Annotated in this window: 18 protein-coding genes, 1 pseudogene and 1 other annotated feature; of the genes and pseudogenes, 3 read left to right on the plus strand and 16 right to left on the minus strand. The window is 40.4% G+C overall.

Going from position 1 to position 20,255, the window contains the following annotated elements:
• Positions 1–20 precede the first annotated feature (20 nt).
• The gene (gene mraY, locus IHV11_RS12635; RefSeq protein ID WP_197194853.1) at positions 21–974 is read right to left on the minus strand and encodes a phospho-N-acetylmuramoyl-pentapeptide-transferase; all 954 of its coding nucleotides are present in this window, start codon (positions 972–974) and stop codon (positions 21–23) included.
• A gap of 218 nt (positions 975–1,192) precedes the next feature.
• Here mraY and IHV11_RS12640 point away from each other — a divergent pair, with 218 nt between their 5' ends.
• Positions 1,193–2,860, plus strand: a complete 1,668-nt coding sequence (locus tag IHV11_RS12640; protein ID WP_231620245.1) for a serine hydrolase domain-containing protein — start codon at positions 1,193–1,195, stop codon at positions 2,858–2,860.
• 38 nt (positions 2,861–2,898) lie between these two features.
• On the opposite strand, the gene fdhD is transcribed toward IHV11_RS12640, so the two are convergent.
• Both fdhD and IHV11_RS12650 read right to left on the minus strand, forming a co-directional pair.
• Positions 2,899–3,696 carry a formate dehydrogenase accessory sulfurtransferase FdhD gene (gene fdhD, locus IHV11_RS12645; RefSeq protein ID WP_197194854.1) on the minus strand — a complete coding sequence of 266 codons (798 nt, stop codon included), beginning with the start codon at positions 3,694–3,696 and terminating at the stop codon, positions 2,899–2,901.
• Positions 3,697–3,714: 18 nt separating this feature from the next.
• Complete coding sequence (locus tag IHV11_RS12650) at positions 3,715–4,059, minus strand: DUF2294 domain-containing protein (RefSeq protein ID WP_066392122.1); 345 nt, start codon at positions 4,057–4,059, stop codon at positions 3,715–3,717.
• A 393-nt stretch (positions 4,060–4,452) separates the two neighbouring features.
• Here IHV11_RS12650 and fdhF point away from each other — a divergent pair, with 393 nt between their 5' ends.
• Positions 4,453–7,380 (plus strand): formate dehydrogenase subunit alpha, encoded by a 2,928-nt coding sequence (gene fdhF / locus IHV11_RS12655; RefSeq protein WP_197195011.1) that lies wholly within the window; start codon positions 4,453–4,455, stop codon positions 7,378–7,380.
• A 16-nt stretch (positions 7,381–7,396) separates the two neighbouring features.
• Positions 7,397–7,876, plus strand: coding sequence for a DUF1641 domain-containing protein (locus IHV11_RS12660; RefSeq protein WP_197194855.1), 480 nt, complete (start codon positions 7,397–7,399; stop codon positions 7,874–7,876).
• A 172-nt stretch (positions 7,877–8,048) separates the two neighbouring features.
• Here the strand turns inward: IHV11_RS12660 and lysS are convergent.
• From lysS to IHV11_RS12725, 13 genes and pseudogenes are all read right to left on the minus strand, one after another.
• Positions 8,049–9,595, minus strand: a pseudogene (gene lysS / locus IHV11_RS12665) (lysine--tRNA ligase).
• 66 nt (positions 9,596–9,661) lie between these two features.
• Positions 9,662–9,934: a binding site (T-box leader), on the minus strand.
• 109 nt (positions 9,935–10,043) lie between these two features.
• Complete coding sequence (locus tag IHV11_RS12670; RefSeq protein WP_197194856.1) at positions 10,044–10,370, minus strand: hypothetical protein; 327 nt, start codon at positions 10,368–10,370, stop codon at positions 10,044–10,046.
• The gene (locus tag IHV11_RS12675; RefSeq protein ID WP_197194857.1) at positions 10,367–10,705 is read right to left on the minus strand and encodes a hypothetical protein; all 339 of its coding nucleotides are present in this window, start codon (positions 10,703–10,705) and stop codon (positions 10,367–10,369) included. The genes IHV11_RS12670 and IHV11_RS12675 overlap by 4 nt, the downstream gene beginning before the upstream one ends.
• A gap of 17 nt (positions 10,706–10,722) precedes the next feature.
• Positions 10,723–11,298, minus strand: a complete 576-nt coding sequence (locus IHV11_RS12680) for a GNAT family N-acetyltransferase (protein WP_197194858.1) — start codon at positions 11,296–11,298, stop codon at positions 10,723–10,725.
• A 98-nt stretch (positions 11,299–11,396) separates the two neighbouring features.
• The gene (locus tag IHV11_RS12685) at positions 11,397–12,254 is read right to left on the minus strand and encodes an amidohydrolase family protein (RefSeq protein WP_197194859.1); all 858 of its coding nucleotides are present in this window, start codon (positions 12,252–12,254) and stop codon (positions 11,397–11,399) included.
• A 13-nt stretch (positions 12,255–12,267) separates the two neighbouring features.
• Positions 12,268–15,384: a GNAT family N-acetyltransferase gene (locus IHV11_RS12690; RefSeq protein WP_197194860.1), complete on the minus strand. Its 3,117-nt coding sequence runs from the start codon at positions 15,382–15,384 to the stop codon at positions 12,268–12,270.
• A 354-nt stretch (positions 15,385–15,738) separates the two neighbouring features.
• Positions 15,739–16,335 (minus strand): LysE family translocator, encoded by a 597-nt coding sequence (locus tag IHV11_RS12695; RefSeq protein WP_197194861.1) that lies wholly within the window; start codon positions 16,333–16,335, stop codon positions 15,739–15,741.
• A 10-nt stretch (positions 16,336–16,345) separates the two neighbouring features.
• Positions 16,346–16,969, minus strand: coding sequence for a LysE family translocator (locus IHV11_RS12700; RefSeq protein WP_370568657.1), 624 nt, complete (start codon positions 16,967–16,969; stop codon positions 16,346–16,348).
• A complete protein-coding gene (locus IHV11_RS12705) occupies positions 16,948–17,442 on the minus strand; it encodes an Lrp/AsnC family transcriptional regulator (RefSeq protein WP_197194862.1) in 495 nt (164 codons plus the stop codon). Before IHV11_RS12705 ends, IHV11_RS12700 begins: the two co-directional genes overlap by 22 nt.
• A 145-nt stretch (positions 17,443–17,587) precedes the next feature.
• A complete protein-coding gene (locus IHV11_RS12710; RefSeq protein WP_197194863.1) occupies positions 17,588–17,941 on the minus strand; it encodes a YciI family protein in 354 nt (117 codons plus the stop codon).
• A 94-nt stretch (positions 17,942–18,035) separates the two neighbouring features.
• The gene (locus tag IHV11_RS12715) at positions 18,036–19,307 is read right to left on the minus strand and encodes an FtsW/RodA/SpoVE family cell cycle protein (RefSeq protein ID WP_197194864.1); all 1,272 of its coding nucleotides are present in this window, start codon (positions 19,305–19,307) and stop codon (positions 18,036–18,038) included.
• Positions 19,280–19,717, minus strand: a complete 438-nt coding sequence (locus IHV11_RS12720; protein ID WP_197194865.1) for a PadR family transcriptional regulator — start codon at positions 19,715–19,717, stop codon at positions 19,280–19,282. Before IHV11_RS12720 ends, IHV11_RS12715 begins: the two co-directional genes overlap by 28 nt.
• Before the next feature lie 2 nt (positions 19,718–19,719).
• On the minus strand, positions 19,720–20,253 hold the full coding sequence (locus IHV11_RS12725; RefSeq protein ID WP_197194866.1) for a sigma-70 family RNA polymerase sigma factor: 534 nt from the start codon (positions 20,251–20,253) through the stop codon (positions 19,720–19,722).
• Positions 20,254–20,255 lie beyond the last annotated feature (2 nt).

Genomic DNA, 20,255 nt, shown 5'->3' on the forward strand with positions numbered 1-20,255 from the left:
GTAACCCCTATAAACTAGTTTTACAGTAATAACTCATAATAGATGAGACAAATGCCACACGCAGCCCACGAAACCATCGCAAACACGGTTACGATCATATTTTCTGACCATCCATATTTTATTCCGTAGTGATAATGTATGGGTGTGAACCGGAACAGCTTCTTTTTTGTTCGTTTAAAATAAGCGACTTGAATGATGACAGAAAGCTGTTCTGCGAGATAGATAATGAACAGGATAGGTATTAAAATCTCTACGTTTTCGATGATGGCGAGAAACGATAAGGTTCCTCCAATAGCGAGTGATCCCGTGTCACCCATAAACGCTTTTGCCGGATACAAGTTATAGATTAAGAATCCTAAAATCGTAGCGATCATGACTAAGCAAAAGACTTTCACTTCCGTATACTCTGTGATTACAAAGAAAAAGAAGTAAGTAGGAATCGCAACCATGCCTAGAAGTCCATCCATACCATCTGTAAAATTAATCGCATTTGCCGTCCCGACAATAAACAATGTGATCAGGATAAGGTAAATGATGTAAGGGAGAACAATGTTAAATGATTCCGTCACCCGAATGCTTGTATCAATGTCAAAAAGATCGATGCCAACATATAAGAGAAGAATGGTGAACGCGAACTGGAATTTTAGTTTTGTTTTTCCTGATACCCCGCCAGGATCTTGTTTTGAAGCTTTCCAAAAATCATCTAAAAAACCAATAAAACTAAACAATATAAACGTTGCTATTAAAAAGAGCATGATGGGACTTGTCGTGTAATAATAAAGCGCAACGAAAATCCCTACAAAAAACACACTACCTAACATTAAGGGTGTCCCCTTCTTTTCCTGATGATCTTGTGGAAGTTCTACTCGAATGGGCTGTGTGAGCTTTAGTTTTTTTAACGTCATGATCAACAGAGGCGCAAATATTACTGTTAATAAAAATGTGATAAAAGCAGGTGCTAGCTGTAACAACACGACTGTAGTCTCCTCTCTTATTTGTCCACTGTAACTATTCGAGAAAAGATGAAAAGTTCCTTTAAATTGTAGGGGGTCTGACCCGGGTCAGACCCCCTACAATTTCTATACAATTTAACTAGTACAAAATGCTGTGGGACTTCCGAGTGATAGACACCTTTTCTCCAGATTGCTACTGTAAGTAAGTGTAAGAATATTCAGAATAAGGAGAATGACTTATGAGAGGAAAACGTGTTTTAGTTTGTACCATGCTTAGTACAGCCATGTTGTTATCCAGTTTTACTCCTGCCATTTTTGCAGAGGGCTCCTCCTCCCAACATCATAATCGAACGCACCACGGTGACTGGAACCAGCCCTCTAAATCATCACCTGTTCTACATCCGGGAACACCAGAAAGTGCTTCACTAAAACGAGAACCACTAGAGCAAATCGGTCCGTTTATTGAGAGTGAGATTGAGAAACGAACCATGCCAGGCGCTGTAGTTCTCATCGCTAGAAGTGGAAGTATCGCAAAGCATGATGCTTACGGCTATTCCGCGCGCTACATAGACGATCAGTTCACAGAAATGGATCAGCCTGTTGAGATGAAAAAAGACACGATTTTTGATATCGCCTCAATCTCCAAGCTCTTCACAACAACAGCTGCAATGAAGCTTTATGAACAAGGAAAATTCCATCTAGATGATCCTGTCGGAAAATACATTCCAGAGTTCAATGAAAACGGAAAAGAGAGCGTAACCATCCGGCAGATCATGACGCATACTTCAGGGTTTACTGCATGGATTCCTCTATACAGTATGGGAGCAAATCGCGAGGAACGACTGCAGATCGCATTAAAATATTCACTAAAAAATGAGCCTGGCACAACGTATACATATAGTGACTTAAATCTAATTACACTTGGAGTTTTAGTTGAAAGATTGTCAGGATACCATCTTGATGAATATGTAAAAAAGAACATCACTGAACCGCTCGGAATGAAAGATACAATGTACAACCCTTCGGCAGATCTTCGTGACAGAATCGCTGCTACTGAATATCAGCCAGCAATCGGCCGTGGCATGGTCTGGGGCAGTGTGCATGACGAGAACGCGTGGAGTTTAGATGGCGTTGCAGGACATGCCGGTGTCTTTTCCACCGCTAAAGACCTCGCTATTTTTGGCCATATGATTTTACAGAATGGTAAGTATGGTAAAACACAGATTCTAAAGCCTGAAACGGTTTCCTTATTAACGGAAAACCAGCTGCCACAGTTTCCATCAAACTCACACGGACTAGGCTGGGAGTTGAATCAAGGGTGGTACATGGATGCTCTCAGCAATGAAGAAACACTCGGACACACTGGATATACCGGAACCTCAATGGTTGTTTCACCTAAGAATAAAACGATTGTACTTACCTTAACGAATCGCGTCCACCCTTCTCGAGCGACGGTCTCTATGAATCCGATACGACGCAAAGTCGCACAACTAACAGCTGATACGATCTCAGTGCCGCTTCATCACAGAGATAAAGCTTGGTTTGCCGGATATGGCGATAACCTGAAAAAAGGAATAACTTTTGAAGTCGGTAAAAATCAGGATACTCTTCATTTTAACCATTGGTTCAGTATTGAAGATGGAAGTGACAGAGGTTCCGTTCAAGTTTCAAGTGACAATGAAACGTGGACAACACTACCGAACACATATACTGGAAAAGAAGAAACATGGGATCGCGAAAAGGTAAAGCTCCCTGAAGGAACAAAGTTTGTACGCTTCCTCTATGAAACCGATGCTTCTGTAAACGGTAGAGGATGGTATGTAGATGATGTATATGGAAGTGACCGGCGCGGAAAGAAGAAGCGATTAACAATCGTTCAAAACGAATGGGTAGAACGCGGTTGGTAAAACAAGAAAGCAGTTTCGCTATAATCGGCGGAACTGCTTTATTTATGTACAACAATCCGCTCAGGACGTGTATACACATTCATAGAATCCCCTCTTACAAAACCAACTGTAGTAATTCCTAATTCTTCCGCTGATTGCAGCGCAAATTCTGTGGGAGCTGATTTAGAGAGGACGATTTCACAGCCAATCTTCGCTACTTTTAACAAAATCTCAGAAGAAATCCGCCCACTGAACACGAGAATCTTATTCCCTATGAAAATATCATTCTTCAAGCAGTATCCATAAATTTTATCGAGTGCATTGTGACGCCCGATGTCCATTCGGCTCAGCACAATTCCGTTCAGATCACAAAGTGCCGCGTTATGCACACCGCCTGTTTCTTGAAAAATGCCTGCTCCTTTCTGCATCTCTCGCATCAAACGGAAGCAGTCCTCAGGCGTAACTCGCACCCTGACTTCATTCATAGATTTCGCCGTACGAGCATCATTCGCAAAAACAAAGCCTTGCCTGCTCATGCCACAACATGATGTTATGTATCTTTTATTCTGCAGATTTTGATACACAGGGTTCAAGCGATCTGTTGTCACGTGTACAAAGCCACCGTCTTCCTGCACCCATAGGTCTTTAATATCTTTATAGTTTCGGATGATTCCTTCAGAGGCGAGATAGCCTACTACCATATCCTCAATGTACTCAGGGCTGCATACCATAGTAACAAATTCTTCCCCATTGATCTTGATCGTTACAGGAAGCTCGGTTACGATAGTGTCTTCTATGTTCACTGCATGTCCGTTCTTAATCTGCAGAATGCTGCGCTTAGTCACAATCGGTTTCATAAGACAATCACCCTTTCGCTATGCAATCGGTTTATCAAAAACAAAGACAGACACAGCCATGTCTTCATCCACTTTAAAATCTGAGAACAGATGAACGAATTTTGCACCGGTCACATCTTCTAATCCTTCGGGTGGAGCTGTTGCGTAAACGTCCTGAATCAGGCGAGTCCTTGCAGCATGCACCATCTCCTTGCCTTCAGCCGTTCGGGCGATGAATTTTTCAGTTGGTGTTAAATTTCCGTACATGGTTGAGATCGCCATGTTTTCCACAAAGACCGTATGAATTTTCTCAGGTCCTTTTCCTAATAAGTTCTTACGAAGCTTACGAATAATATCGTTGAAGTCATGCACTTTCTTCGTCATTCGAACATCACCACTATTTCTCCATTTTTTACTAATCATACATGATGTACTTACTTTTCGCACGTGATTAAAATGAAAAGCTAGAATACAAGTCTTGTTGTTTCTTGATGATGTAAACGCTATAATAAAAGAGAAAAGTTGGTAGAGAAGATCGTTCACACTGTTTTTTCTTCCATCTTGTTAAATTACATAATGATCTATCTTTTATTCCAAATAAAAGAGATCCAATGCTGGATTGGCCTAATGGTATGACCTGCTATTACACTATTCCACCATGAACTCACATTTTCTGTACGTCTATAGAATTTGTGCTTTCGTGGTGGATTTTTTTGTACGATCATACGTTTACGATATTAGAAGTATCAAACGAAAGGAAGATTCTTAATGGATAAGATGATTCAAATTAAAATCGACGGCAACACGTACGAAGCTCCTTCTGGCACATCCATTCTCGATATAATAAATAAAAACGAACTAACTCACCCTCAAATTTGTTACACCCCACAAGTTGATCCGATCGAAACGTGTGATACATGTATCGTAGAGGTTGACGGCAAGCTGATGCGTTCATGCTCAACGATGGCACTCGACGGTATGGCGATCGAGCGCTCTTCTACAAGAGCAAAGGATGCACAGAATGAGGCGATGGATCGCTTACTTGAGAACCACCTTCTCTATTGCACGGTTTGTGATAACAATAATGGCAATTGTAAGCTGCATAACACAGCAGAACTGATGGAGATTGAACATCAAGCGGTTCCTTACTCGCCAAAAGAAGAGCCGGTGGACCTTGATATGTCTCACCCGTTTTACCGTTATGATGCCAATCAATGTATCACTTGCGGTCAGTGTGTTGAAGTGTGTCAAAACCTGCAGGTGAACGAGACCCTTTCAATTGACTGGGAACGCGAACGTCCACGTGTAATTTGGGATGCCGGTTCAAGTATCGACGATTCCTCATGTGTCAGTTGCGGACAATGTGTTACCGTTTGCCCGTGTAACGCTCTAATGGAAAAGTCAATGCTTGGTGAAGCGGGCTTCATGACAGGATTGAAAGAAGATCTACTTGAGCCGATGGTCGAACTCGTAAAAGAAGTTGAGCCTGGCTATAGTGGTATTTTTGCCATTTCTGAAGTGGAAGCCGCTATGCGTGAAACACGTACGAAAAAGACAAAAACGGTTTGCACGTTCTGTGGTGTTGGATGTTCGTTCGAAGTTTGGACGAAAGGCAGAAAGATTTTAAAAGTAGAACCAAGTGAAGGTCCTGTAAACGCGATTTCCACCTGTGTCAAAGGAAAGTTCGGCTGGGATTTTGTAAATAGCGAAGAACGCCTCACTACACCACTTATTCGTAAAGACGGTGTTTTTGTAGAATCCACTTGGGACGAAGCACTTACAGTAATAGCTGATAAGATGAGCACGATAAAAGAAAAACACGGAAGCAACGCGCTTGGCTTTGTTTCGTCATCTAAAATAACAAATGAAGAAAACTATTTGATGCAAAAGTTCGCGCGCCAAATCATCGGCACGAACAATGTTGACAACTGCTCTCGCTATTGTCAGTCTCCTGCAACCGACGGATTGTTCCGTACGGTTGGTATGGGTGGTGACGCAGGAACGATTCAGGATATCGCGCAAGCTGGCCTTGTCATTGTCGTTGGTGCGAATCCGACAGAAGGACATCCCGTTCTTGCCACTCGTGTAAAGCGTGCACATAAGCTACACGGACAAAAATTAATCGTAGCGGATCTTCGTAAACATGAACTCGCTGAACGCTCAGATATTTTCATGAGTCCAAAGCAAGGCACAGACCAAGTATGGCTCATGGCCGTTACGAAATACATGCTCGATCAAGGCTGGCACGATCAGACATTTATTGATGAGAACGTGCATTACTTAGAAGAGTTTAAAGAAGTACTTGAAAAGTATACGCTTGAATATGCAGAAGAAATTACGGGTCTTTCACAAGAAACAATCATAGACGTGGCAAAAATGATTCGCGACGCTGACGGCACATGCGTCCTTTGGGGAATGGGTGTAACGCAAAACACGGGTGGAAGTGACACTTCTGCTGCCATCTCGAACTTATTGTTAGCTACCGGCAACTATCGTCGTCCGGGTGCAGGTGCTTACCCGCTTCGTGGCCACAACAACGTTCAAGGCGCTTGCGATATGGGGACGTTACCTGCTTGGCTTCCGGGGTATCAGCATATTACAGATGACCTCGCTCGAGCGAAGTTTGAAAAAGCATACGGTGTTACGATCAGCAGCAAACCTGGTAAAGACAACATCCAGATGGTCGAGGGCATCGGAACAGGCGAGATTAAGTCGATGTATTTAGTCGGTGAAGACATGGCGCTCGTTGATTCAAACTCCAACCATGTTCATGAGATGCTCAGTCAGCTTGAATTCTTTGTGGTCCAAGACATTTTCTTAACGAAAACTGCACAATACGCGGATGTCGTTCTGCCTGCAGCTCCTTCTTTAGAAAAAGAAGGAACATTTACAAATACGGAACGTCGTGTGCAGCGTTTGTATCAAGCCTTGCCAACAACAGGAGGGTCGCGACCGGACTGGGAAATCATCCAAGCGATCGCCATTCGAATGGGTGCAGATTGGAACTACAGTCATCCGAGTGAAATTTTTGAAGAGATGGCGGGACTTGCTCCCCTGTTTGGAGAAGCAAACTATGATGTATTAGAAGGCTGGGGCAGCTTCCTTTGGGGAGACTTTAGTGGTAAAAGCACACCGCTTCTTTACACAGATGGCTTTAACTTCCCTGATAAAAAAGCACGATTTGCACTATCAGACTGGATGCACCCGGCAGAGTTTCCAGAAGAGTTCGACCTTCATATCAACAACGGGCGCATGCTCGAACATTTTCATGAAGGCAATCTGACGAACAAATCGAAAGGCATTCAGCATAAAGTGCCTGATGTTTTTGTTGAAGTCTCACCTAGTCTTGCAGAAGAACGCGGTGTGATCGATGGATCCGTCGTTCGGTTGATCTCGCCGTTTGGAGCTGTGAAGTTAAACGCACTCGTTACAGATCGTGTAAAAAACAACGAACTGTATCTTCCGATGAACTCCGTGAATAACGAGACAGCTATCAACTTTTTAACCGGTCCAGCTGTTGATCATCGTACACATACACCGGCTTACAAGCAGACTAAAGTACGTATGGAGATTATTAGCCGTGAAGGTGAAGTGAAACTTCCTGGCAACAATCCAAGAAACAAAAAACGCTATCCGCAGAACGGTGTTGAAGTACAGCGTAAATGGAACCGTCCGGGCTATGTTCACCTGACGGACGAAGTGTAAGGGGGGCGGAATTCATATGGCACAACCAACTACGGTTATAAAAAAGAGTGTAAAAACCGAAGAGCAGATTCAACAAGAGAAGCTAACTGAACTGCAAAAAGCATTAGCTGAAAAAGATGCTGCACTTACTAAGGCACTTGATTTTATTGGGGAGCTAGACAAAATCGGCGCATTGGAAGCGGCAAACTCCATGCTTGTTGCAAAAGATAAAATTGCAAGCATCGCACTTGGCCAAGCAACCCGGGAACCCGTTACGAACATGATCAACAACCTGATGGGTGCAGCAGGCATCTTGACGAAAATGGATCCTGAAGTTACCGCTAAGTTGCTTGATAGTGTTGTTTCTGGCTTGAAGCAAGGGGAAGATTTTGTGGAGAGCGAAAAGAAGGTTGGGGCGTTCGATCTTGTGAAGTCGCTGAAAGACCCTGATATTAATCGAGCGATCGGCTTTGGTCTTCACTTTTTGAAAGGCATGGGGCAGGAATTGAAGAAATGATGATAAGGAAAGGTGACGCTTTGGTGGCGTCACCTTTTATAATGGCTTAATTGTCGAATGGACAGTATTTATTTGAAAGTGGACAGTATTTTGGTAAAAGTCGACAGTAAATCTTCAGAAGTGGACAGTATTTTTTAAAAACTGGACAGTAACCCTCCCAAAGTGGACAGTATTAATGTTGCAGTAAAGCAACCAACCGCTCTCTCCCTACAGAATGAAGAAGTAAAGGTATGCGCGGACCACTATTGTGGTTCAAAACAAGCTGATAGATGATGCTGAACAACCTTTTTTGGTTGTTTCTTTTCACTTTGGGATCATCCACATGACAGATATTGTAAACTTTTCTCATAAACTCATCATCCTGTAGTTGTAATTCATCCTGCAGCACGCCTACAAATCCTACAACCCACTCCTTCTCCGTATCAGTCAGTGAAGCATAATATTCTTGGTTCTTTTGTTCATTAACTCCAAGCACTTTCTCAGGACACCAGTTTCTCAGCCAATATTCCGCTCGCGCACAAACTTCTCTTACCTCTTCCAACGCATACTCCTCACCTGTTCTTCCTAATACGTCACGAACTAAAGAAGCTTCGAAATTTACAAGTGGCAAGATGCTCGCCACATGACTAAACCTTGGCACTCGACGTGTTCCAGAATTCACAGCTGACAAATCTAGCGCGGATCTGATCTCCTCTTTCAGCAGACCCTGATCTGCCTGACTAAACCTCTCAAATTCCATATAGTTTCGAATCACATCTTCATCCAACCCGATATGAAAGGGCGCATTCGGCTGATATTTTGCAAACATGAAAAGGATCACTTCAGGTGTATAGATCTTCAACAACTCTCCGGGTGTAATATTGTTGCCTGAAGAACTCGACATCTTCTCACCAGATCCTTTAATACTAATAAAATCATACGGTTCATACTCTGGTGCTTGAAAGTTATAGATGTTTAATGCGATCTCCTTGGAAACATTAAAACTTCCAGTCGCAGAAGAATGGTCTCTTCCACCTGGTTCAAACACCACTTCTTCAGCCTGCCATCTCATCGGCCAATCCACTTTCCAATTCAACTTGATGTTTGTCGCTTCTTCTACTTTGATAGAATTTGAATGACCACATGAACAAGTGTAACTTAATCTCTCATCTTGAAATCTGTGAATGTTTACTGTGTCTTTCCTGCAAACTTCACAATACACATTTATCGGATAAAAGCGCTCTCGCTCTTCCATATTGTGTTCACTAGATTTAAAGTTCATTAAGATATCATAAATCTGCTTGCGATTTTGAAGAGCATAGACGATCTGAGCTTGATACCTTCTAGCCCCATACTCCTTGCTTTGATAGATGAAATCAGGAACGATCCCAAATTCTCTCAGTGACTGTTCAAACTCTTTTTCAAAATGCTCAGCGTAAGAACTGTGGCATCCAAAGGGACATGGAATCTCTGAGTATGGCATTCCAATATATTGCTCAAAAGTAGGATCCACATTTTTAGGGACTTACGAAAACGATCAAAATCATCCCATGAAAAGATAAAACGCGTTTTCTTCCCAAGCTGTTGCAATGCCTTTACAACGAAGTATGTGGTAACCACTTCTCGAAAATTTCCGATATGAACCGAGCCCGATGGACTGATGCCTGACGCACAAACATACGTCTCACGATTTGGGTGCTTTCTTAATAATTCTTCTGCTATTCGAAATGCCCAATGCATGTTTAAATCACTCCTCATTATTTATGAAAGAAAAACAAAAAAGCCCTCACCCCCAAGATTATTCATCTTGAGGACGAGAGCTTATTAGCGTTCGCGGTACCACCTCAGTTTGTTCATATGTCACCATATCAACCTCTTCAGGTACGGCAATGAAAAATAATCACTTGCGTATACCCTATCTCTATAACGGGAGATCCCGTTGTAGTATCAGCAAAGATATCTTTGCATCCGTACAAAGCTCAGAGTCTTTTTTCGTTAAGGTATTATTGCTCTTTCACACCAACCAAGAGCTCTCTGAAAATAATGTTACTTAACTACTTTTCTCTTCATAGCCATAAATTGTTAAATTTTTATTAGTATAATCAGTTTTATGGAAGTTGTCAAAACTTTTTATAACAAACAAGAACCTCCAATCCTGTTGATTGGAGGTTGCCATCTAGCGCATTCTTTAATGGTTCTCAATGAACCTTAAAACATAGTCACATAATTCATAAATGATTATTCCTGCAATTGTATAGAGAAATGCATATCCTAAAAGATAAACTCTTTTTACAAACCAATTATGATGATCAACTCTTTTCCCTGACCAATAAGCGATTCCCATAAACAGAGCTGAGAGTACATTCACCGTTTTAGTAAAAACGGTATCCACGTTCCTAAACGTTCCCCATTCGTACCAATTAATCATTGTGTTTCCTGCTAAAAATATGGCTAAAAAGTAAGCTCCTTGCGTGCCCAATATTGCCATTAAGCCAATTCTTACTAGTTCAGTCATGGCAAGTAAACATTCCTCTCGAGGTAAATGAGAACAGAATTTATCAGTTTAAAGGCAATCATTGCAAGGATAATATAAAGAAATAAATAACCGCTTAGTAGCACTGGTCTCAAAAACCATTTCCGCTTTTTCACTTTTAAACCTGCCCAATAAGCGACACCAAAGACTAGAGCAGTTAGGAAATTAACAGTCTTCTCAAATATATTACTTGGTTTCGGAAACGTTCCCCACTCGTACCAGTGCATCATGGTCCCATATAGTAAAATAAGTAATATAAAATAAGATCCTTGGCAAGTTAGTATCATTACTAGACCAATTCTGAATAACTCTATCATGATTACTCCTAGCTAAATCAACATTTAACTACTATTTCATTATTATACTCAAACTCTTCCCTCAAAACGCCCATAACAATCGTGTCATAGTATTTGCCATTGATAAAAGCATCGTTTCTGAGACGGCCTTCAATCACAAAACCGCACTTCTCATAGGCGCGTATCGCGCGTTCGTTACCACTCCATGTATCCAGTTGCACGCGTTTTAAATTCATCGTATGAAATAGGTAATGAAGCAAAGCTTTTAATGCATCGGTTCCATATCCTTTGCCCCAAAGCTCTTTCTCACCGATTCCGATTCCTACTACACACCGACGTGAGATTATATCTAGGCTGCGGTATCCGATCGAACCAATATGACGCGCGTCTTCCCCTCTTGTATAGATCGAGAATTCTCCTACTTCACGTTTATCAATCGTACGAATATCTTTTTCATAGCTTGCTTCGATCTGTTCAAGCGGCATGTGACTGTATCGATAATAACCAGAGCCCGCATCAAATGTAGCGGTTTCTTCATCGTTTCGCCAGTGATATGTTCGCTTATGATCTTCAAGTGAAACAGGTCGTAATTCTACTTTTTTACCGGATATCATAGTGGTGATCCCTTCTTTCAGTTCGTAATCTATTAAAATACGCCTTATAAAAACCACAGACACGTACCATTGGCATCACCCCTCTCACAAGTATTTGTTTATTTTACAAACGCCTTAATCTTCGGGAAAAGCTTTACCGCTGTGTTGTAAAAGACATCTTCATGATGCTCTTCAGGAATGATTTCTTTTATAAAGTCAATATACGGCTCTACTGGCACAAGTGGCCAGTCTGTTCCGAACAAAAACTTTTCGTAGTTATCCGTGAACGTTAAGGCATGGCGCAAGTGATTAAAGAAGCGTGGTGAATCTTTGTATCTTGCAATATCTTCTTTTGTTCCTACAACGAGCCCTGACAGATCGGCATACATATTACGATTCTTGTAAACAACTTCTGCTCCATCTAATGTCCACGGATCGCCGAAATGCGCCATCATGAAATTTACGTCTCGGTGCATAACCGCTACTTCATCTAGTGTCAGGGGATGAGAGTATTTCAACAAACCGCGCTCTGAATAAGTATCACCTGTGTGAAAAACAACTGGCAATCCGTATTTAGCAGCTAGCTTATAAACCGGCTGATACACCTCATCATACGCATAGTACGGGTAATAACCGAGGTAGATTTTAATACCAACAACTTCAGGAAGCTGAACCGTTTCTTCAAGCTGTATCATTTCACTTTCACCTAAATGATACGGATTGATGCCAGCACAATACACGACGTTTTCAGGTATGTGCTTATCCAGATCAATCCCCATTGGAGTTGGAGCTAGAGGGTCAGGAAAACCCTCTACCTCTTTTTCTGTTAATCCCATCGCGATGCCAAGCACAACGCCAGATTCTCGGTACTCTTTGATAATTCCTTCATACGAATAGTCAAGTTTAGAAAGATTTATTGCCGTATGTTTAAAGCTTTCAATGTTTGAAAAATGCATGTGTGCATCGATAATTTTCATGAGTTTGCCCTTTCTAGCTGAATTTTATTTTCTTCAGATCTTCTAAAGCTGTATCTGGAATAACTTTATCATTGAATACATAAAACACAGGGGAAGTGAATTGCTTAGCACCGTGCTCAAGGTTCATCTTTTCTGAGTACCCAAGCTCAATGACTTCTAAATTGATATAAGAATCAACTTGTGTAGCGTTTTGGTCCGCTACAATTTGAAGCTTGTTTTCATGATCATCAGATCCGTAAATTACGCTACGTTCAACAGTCATTTCCTGCTCACCTTTCGCACCAGAAACCATGGTCCAATCCCCATTTTCAGCCTGGAAGCTTCCCCAGCTCTTCGCAGGCTCTGTTCCTGGATTTAAAAAACATCCTGTGTAAAAGTTCTTACCATCCAAGTAACTCTTCATGTTCTGGACAATTTCCGTTGTATGGCAGAGTACCGGAACTCCTGGCAGCATCAAGAAGTATTTATGAATCTGAACCCCTTTATACGTCTCGTGTTTTTTGTAGATGGTAGAGACTTTGAAACCTTTCCACACATTCCCTTTGCTATCTTCCTTTTCTACAAAGTCAACAGTGCTTTCCTCTTTTAATAAGGAATGAAGACTCGTGCCTGTCAGAAGGCCTGCGATTCCGCCGAACCAAGGATTCCACCACGATTTAGGTGTCGGCTTTGGAAACGGTGAATCCATCCACTCTTGATCTCTGTATTGAAGAGAGAACAATGATGGTGCGAACTGTGCTGAAGCAGAAATCTTCATTTCTCCATTATCTACGGTATACACTTCGAGACCTTCTTTTATCGACTTTTCCAACTGAACGGGTGTATTCTTCATCACAAAAGCGGCTGATTGCCGTGTAATATGAACAGCACCTAAATTCATTTTGGAAGTTAAGACATGTATGCCTCTATCGTCAAGTAATTCAATATCAAACTCGGCATGTGTTAGCTCTTCATCTGAAGCGAATAGGTGACTCTGCAGAATCTCTTCCTCTAGTTTCATCTCAATAAAGCCATTGAAAAATGAGGACTTATAATCTCTAACAACTGCCTTAAACTTACCATTATCAACAAAAGGATTTCCCCCGTTAACCGATACGTTCATATGATTGGTCAAACTGGCTGGTTTATCATTCTTTTGCGTCGCAAATTCTCTGAATGATTGCCAATCACGGAAAGCACCAATTGTCATCGTGATTGGTTTTGTCGCAACTGTTTCTTGAGAAGCAATCTTGCCTAACTTATTTTCAAAATACATGAACCAACCGGAAAAATTCACCTTCCCTTCTCTCGGCCATGAGATGCCTCTAGGGTTATCATTTCCACGAAGAAAAAGCCAGTTTTCCGTAATTTTACTAGGATCCCAATAGGATAAACCAGATCCCATTGAATCATTGAGTTCAACGTATCTTCCCTCGTAAGGCAATACACCCTTGTCTAACATCGGACACATAATCGGTGTATTCAGCCATACTTCTGCGGCAGATTCTACATCGCTAATATTTGTTACTTCATCGTATCTTTCTACTAGACCTTCACCGTACAATTTCACAACAGTTGCAAGCTGCAATTCTGGAAACGCTTGTGATTGGAAAGTTGCTCTTAATCCTGAGTAACCATCTTCCACCAATGGTTCAATTTTTTCTGGACGAAGTCGTGTAATTTCCTCAGAGAAAGGTTTGCCGAGTTGAGGCACCATGAAAGCCAATTTATAATCCACATCACCTTTACCAGGAGCAATCCAGTTATTGAACTTATCTAGTCTTATTGAATATTGCCCGTTGCATACGTGATAAAAATCATCACACTCGCCAGCAAATTTAGCTCCAATTCCCTGCAGTGCTACACCTAGCTTTTTCGTAAAAGTAACGATATCTCCATTAATTTTAGTTGCCGAGACTTCAATGTCAGCCGAGTAAAATCCGTGTTTTACTAGCGTGAAAGGAACAGATACCGATTGCTTTCCTTTCGGTGCTAGTGTAACACTCACCTTACGATCTTGAATGGTAGCCAATTCTGATGACGGAAGTTCAAAGCTAAACGTTACTTGTTCATCAAAGTTATTTTCAAAGTTAAAATAAAGATGAGAAGAACTACCAACAAAACTAAGGTTACCTGGCGTGTTACAGCTTAACTTAACGGGATACTTAGGACGAATACCTACTCTAAATTCCGCTTTCTTCCCATTGATTAGTAATTGAGAAGTAACAGCTGGGTGCGTTCTCCATACACTTTGATCTTCAGTAATCGGATTTACCACAAAAGGAATCTCAATCTCCTCTTCCTTTTGAACAGTGATTTTTTTTGAAGTCGCAAACTGAATGTTCTTATCATCCACACCTTGAATCTCTACGGTTAATGGCTTACCTGTTTTATTCGTCATGTGGTATCGAATCTTGTATTCAGAGCCAAAAACAAGATTAAAGTGTTCAACAGTTGCTGAGATTTTATAGTCATCTGTTTCAATGTAGCGAAGCCCTCTTCCGAAACGCTCGAATTGCATCTTCAAGTTACCCAGAGTCTCGTGATTCCAAGCATACTCATAATAATGAAATTCATTTTCGTTGTTTCCATCAGGGGTCGTTTCAATGGTACGCGTACTATTTTCATACCATTTTCCATCTGTAAAATAACCCAAAACCGCTTCTGTTTGCATCACAGAAGGCATGAAGTTCATAAGGTGTGTCGTGTCATCCCGATCTTCCCAAAAAAAGCCGCATTTTTTATACAACGGCACTGCCTTCGTGTTCCCTGGCCATGTATAGAGATCCAAACGTGGCCACTTCATTTCAACCGCTTTTTGTAGCGCTTTTAGTACAAGCTTTTTGCCGATCTTCTTACCATGATAATCTCCTCTAACATTTAACAACGGAATGTAGAGTGCTCCTTCATCTTCCCGATATTCGCCCAGACTGCAGTAGCCGACGACTTTGTCTCCATCGAGTGCGAGATATAAATGGAGGTTTGATGAGTTCGATTCTTTCTTCAATACTTGATCTTCCGTCATGATTGAGTTTCCGCCGCCCCAGCCATCTTGGCTCTTATTCCACATTTCAGCGACTGCTGCGGCATAGCTCGGATCATATTCTACTATCGTAATCTGATCGGTAATGTGCGTATTCAATACTTCCATTTTTTCTAACCTCCGCTTTTTCAATATTCAATATCGTACCGTTGTTCGTTCTACTCAGCTTCTTCAAAATAAAAAGCCACCCAGAAATAGATGGGTGACTTTTAGGTACAAAAATACATAAAAAGGCCCCAGAATGTATACACATCCTGAGGCTCTGATTCACGTATCAATGGTTAGATCGAGTTCTCAAAAAGAAGGTTGTGTATTGGACAATATAAAGTTGATTGTGTAGTGTCTAAAAATTTAATCATGTCCAACGCCTCCTTATCTTGAAATTTTTTCCTTACCTCTTGTATTGTAAAATAAATGGATGTAAAAGTAAATATAATTTTCCGAATATTTATATATTAATTATTACGCTAGGATATTCGCTAAAGCTAAGCCAATAATTATTAATCCTGCTCCTTTATTGATAGTAGCTAAGTGCGGCTGAATACTTTTTGTTAACAGGCTTACCACTATGCTTAAGAACATCCACCAACAGGTAGCGCCGATAAACACACCGCTTATTAAGAGGATTGCAATTTGTAATGACATCTCACTCTCACCAAACCCAAGACCTGCAAACATTGCTGTAAAATTTAAAATCGTAACAGGGTTTGTAATCATTAAGAAGAACGTAGAAGCAAACATCATCAACTTGCTTTCCCCTGCTAAATGAGCGGCTTGAGTTGGTACTTTCTTTAAGAATGTTTTCACCCCTAGGTAGAGTAAAAAAAGAGTACCGATAATTTTTAGCAACATATCGTATTGAATCAATAATGATGACACAGCTGAAAAGCCTAATACTGCAATGCTCGCATAAACAATATTAGCTGTTACTGCTCCAAAACCAGTTAAAAATCCCGCCGACTTTCCTTGGGAGAGTGTTCTTTGTATACAAAGCAAACCGATCGGCCCAACTGGAGCGGATATAGAAAAACCTAAAATAATACTCTTTAGTAATAACATTCAAAACTCACTATCCAATCATTAAACGTATAAGTGAAAAAACACCGAACAAACCTATAATAATTCCTGATATAACATTAATCATAACCATGTGCTGCTGATTCATTCTTTTACTCATCATGCTCACTATAAATGTTAAGAACAACCACCAGGCAGTAGATCCGCAAAAGAGGCCAACTATCAATGTGATGGAAGAGATAGTACTTGTGTGAGTGTTAACGATACCTAACCCCGCAAATATGGCAGCAAAGGATAATATGGTCATGGGGTTCGTTAAGGTTTGTAGAAAGGTTGTAAAAAAAGCGGAAGTAAGACTACTACTCTTTTGGGGTGTGCCATCCATAGGTCTTGCTTTAGAAGTTAAGATTTTCAGACCTAAGTACAATAGGAATACTCCCCCAATTAGTTGAATCCACAATTTATGGCTCATTATGAATTGAGAAACCATCGTGAGACCAAGCCCTGCAATCAAACCATAAATAACATCTGCACATGCAGCACCCAATCCCGATACAATTCCCACCACACGACCTTGCGTTAATGTGCGCTGCATGCATAATACACCGATTGGTCCAACTGGAGCCGCTATTGAAATCCCCATAATTAAGCCTTTTAAATAAAGTTCGTAAAGCACCTTTTATCACCTGAAAAGAAATGCGGTTGCAAAGGAACTTCGATCGATTCTTTTGTCGTATCCATCACAATTGTTGTTTTGGTACGAACAACCCCTGTTAGTCCTTTTATTTCATAGCTGATGATTCGATCTAAATCCTTCGTATTTCGTGATCGAATTTTTAATAAATAATCATCTTCTCCCGCAATATGATGACATTCCATCACTTCTATCAACTCTTCAATACGTGCTAAGAATGGAGCGCGATGCTCTGGACGCTCTAGTGAAACGGCAACAAAAGCTGTTATTTCACTTCCCACTTTCTCAGCATCAATTCTTGCAGCAAATCCCTTGATCACACCATTTTCCACCAAGCGGTTAACACGTTCAGCGGTAGCTGGGGCGGATAGACCTACCTGAGTAGCTAAGTCTGCCCATTTCATTCTTCCGTTCTTCTGTAACAGTTCTATTAATTTCTTATCATACGTATCCATAACATAAAACCTTCATTTCGTATTATTTTAGTCTATATTACTTTCAAAAATAAATAAAATCAATAATTTTTATTAATAAAAAAAGAACCCCAATATAGAAGAGGTTCTCTTGCAATCTATCCATTTAAAATGTAGCATGAATAAATCACTCAAATACTTGCCTTAATTCAATCTGACCTTCTCCGTTTCCTTGTGGATCAGGCATTTTCATCGCCCATTCTACGGCTTCTTCCCTAGAGCTCACATCAATCAGAATAAACCCAGCGATTAATTCCTTCGTTTCCGTAAAAGGCCCGTCCGTAACCACTGGTTTTTCTCCTGGATGTAGATAAGAAATTCGCATACCATTGGAACTTGGATGCAATCCTTTAGCAAGAACTCGAACGCCAGCTTTAACTAATTCTTCATTGTACTTTCGCATCGCTTCATTAAGCTCTTCATTTGGACGGTTACCACCTTCCGAGTTTTTTGAAGCTTTAACAATCAGCATGAATAGCATAGCCGTTTCCTCCTTGTATGCAAAAACTATTTTTTCTTCTTTTAAGTATACAACGAACGGAAACCCTCAAAATCGACAAAGCCACTAAAGAAATTTAAAGAGCTGATCTGGTTAATTCTTTCCTACGATAAACGCTCAGCACAACTCCAATCAATACAGCGTTTAATAGAATGGGAACTAACCCGTAACTAATAAACGGCAGTGACATACTAGTAAGAGGGAAAAATCCGAACGCCATTCCAATATTACTTACCATTTGAAAAAGTAATAAAGATAAGCTGCCTATGATCAGAAGTTTTCCAAAGTAATCTCTTACATGCTGTGTGGCGATAACCACTCTTGTAAGTATTAATAAAAGGATAAGTATAAGAAAAATCGCTGCTATCCAGCCATAATGATACGTGATGCTAACAAATGCAAAATCAGTGTGTGCTTCAGGTATGAACTGTTGAATACTCTTATTTCCTCCAAACCATCCCGCTTTAGACAGTAACTCTTGAATTTGAAGCACCTGATACCCTGCTCCATCAGCTACTTTTCCAGGATTCAGAAAACCTAGCATTCTATCTTTTATAAAATAAGGTTGATAGTTCCAAGAGAAAATACCAATTAATAGTAAAGAACCCATCGTAATCCCTGAAACAACACCTTTTTGACGAGTCGAAAATTTGCTCCACCATAACATGGATAGCACCATGGCAAGATACAAGTAAGTGGTTGCAATACTTGGAATCATAAAGAATAATAACAGCGAAACAAAGAATAATAATATAAATTGATAGACTTTGAAGGTATCTCGATTAAAGGAACACGCCCAGGCAATCATAAAGAATGGAAGTGCAGCAATGCTTTCTATTGTTAGCCCTCCGATTAGTAAGAATGGCTTCCCATTAATCGTACCACTAGAAAAGAAGAGCAAAGATAGTAGCAACAAAATACCTACACCATAAAACACCCATCCCCACCTTACTAACTTTCGATAATCAACAAACATGAGGCCTAAAGCCACAATCATACCAAGGACAACCAATATCATCTTTCTCATTAAAAAGTAATGATTGCTATCATTTCCCAAAGAAAGTACAGGTAAAAAACCTAGCAAGAGTACAGAAGTCAATAACGCGAGCAAAATCCAATCAATTCTTGGACGATGAATCTTGTTTAACTGAATACCTAGCGTGATCGGACTTCCCATCTGCTCAATGGCTTTTTGTTCAGCATCCACATCAGAGTATCCTTTATTTACCCATCGCATTTTTGCTTCTTTCATATGGTAATTCAACTCAGCAGAAACTTGTTCTTTTGCTTCCTTTGAACGAATCTGATTTGTAACTTCGTTTAGAAACGACTTTCTGCGATTTTCCATTCCGCTCCTCCTATCAACTGCTGCAGAATGACTGATGACCGTTTTTCCTTATGATCTGCTTGCTTCAATAATCTTTTCCCTTTACTTGTTAACTGATAATACTTGGTTTTCTCTTTCGATAGCCATCCAGATTGAACGACTCCTTTACTCTCTAAACGGTGCAACAATACATAGAGAGATCCTTCATTGTCATCAAATTGTTTTACCCCACGTGCAAGAAGTAAGTTCGCTAACTGATAACCTGTCTTTTCTTGATTCAACAACTGCAAAATATTTAATACAATCTGTTCCTTATCTTCTTGATTAATCCATTTATTCTGTATGATTTCGCGATGCTTTTCGGTGAACCTTACTTGCGAAAAGGTTTTTTCGTCCATGATTTTCTTTAAGTTTTTTAAACGGTTCTCCATCCCTAACCCTCCAAACATATTTTCAATAGTTCTTTAGCTCGGCGCATTCTTGTTTTGACTGTATTGTCACTCACTTCAGTGACTAAAGCGATCTCCTTAATAGGAAGCTCTTCATAATAAAAAAGATAGATAACCTCTCTGTATTTAATTTCCAGCTGCATAATTGCATGGATTAAATTCTCATCATCTTCTTTTTGTATGACTTCATGCTCAACGACATCCACCTCAGTTCGATGAAAAGAAGACTCATCATCGGTGGTTACTACTTTATTGTTGTACCAACTTTTCAAAAAGTCCTTACAATGGTTAATGGCAATTCGCCATAGCCATGTTTTAAATTTAGATTTGCCGTTATATGTATGCAGTGCGTTATAGCACTTTACAAAGATATCTTGTGTTAAATCTTCAGTAACGCTTGTATGATTCACATAAGAATAAACGAGCTGCAGCAAGTCTTGTCCGTATTCATTCATGGCTTCGTTTAAAATGTGCTCTTTATCTTCTACAGAACTCACATCAACTAACATGTTTTCCATAC

It is taken from the genome of Fictibacillus sp. 26RED30, assembly GCF_015903845.1.
Classification (GTDB): Bacteria; Bacillota; Bacilli; order Bacillales; family Fictibacillaceae; genus Fictibacillus; species Fictibacillus phosphorivorans.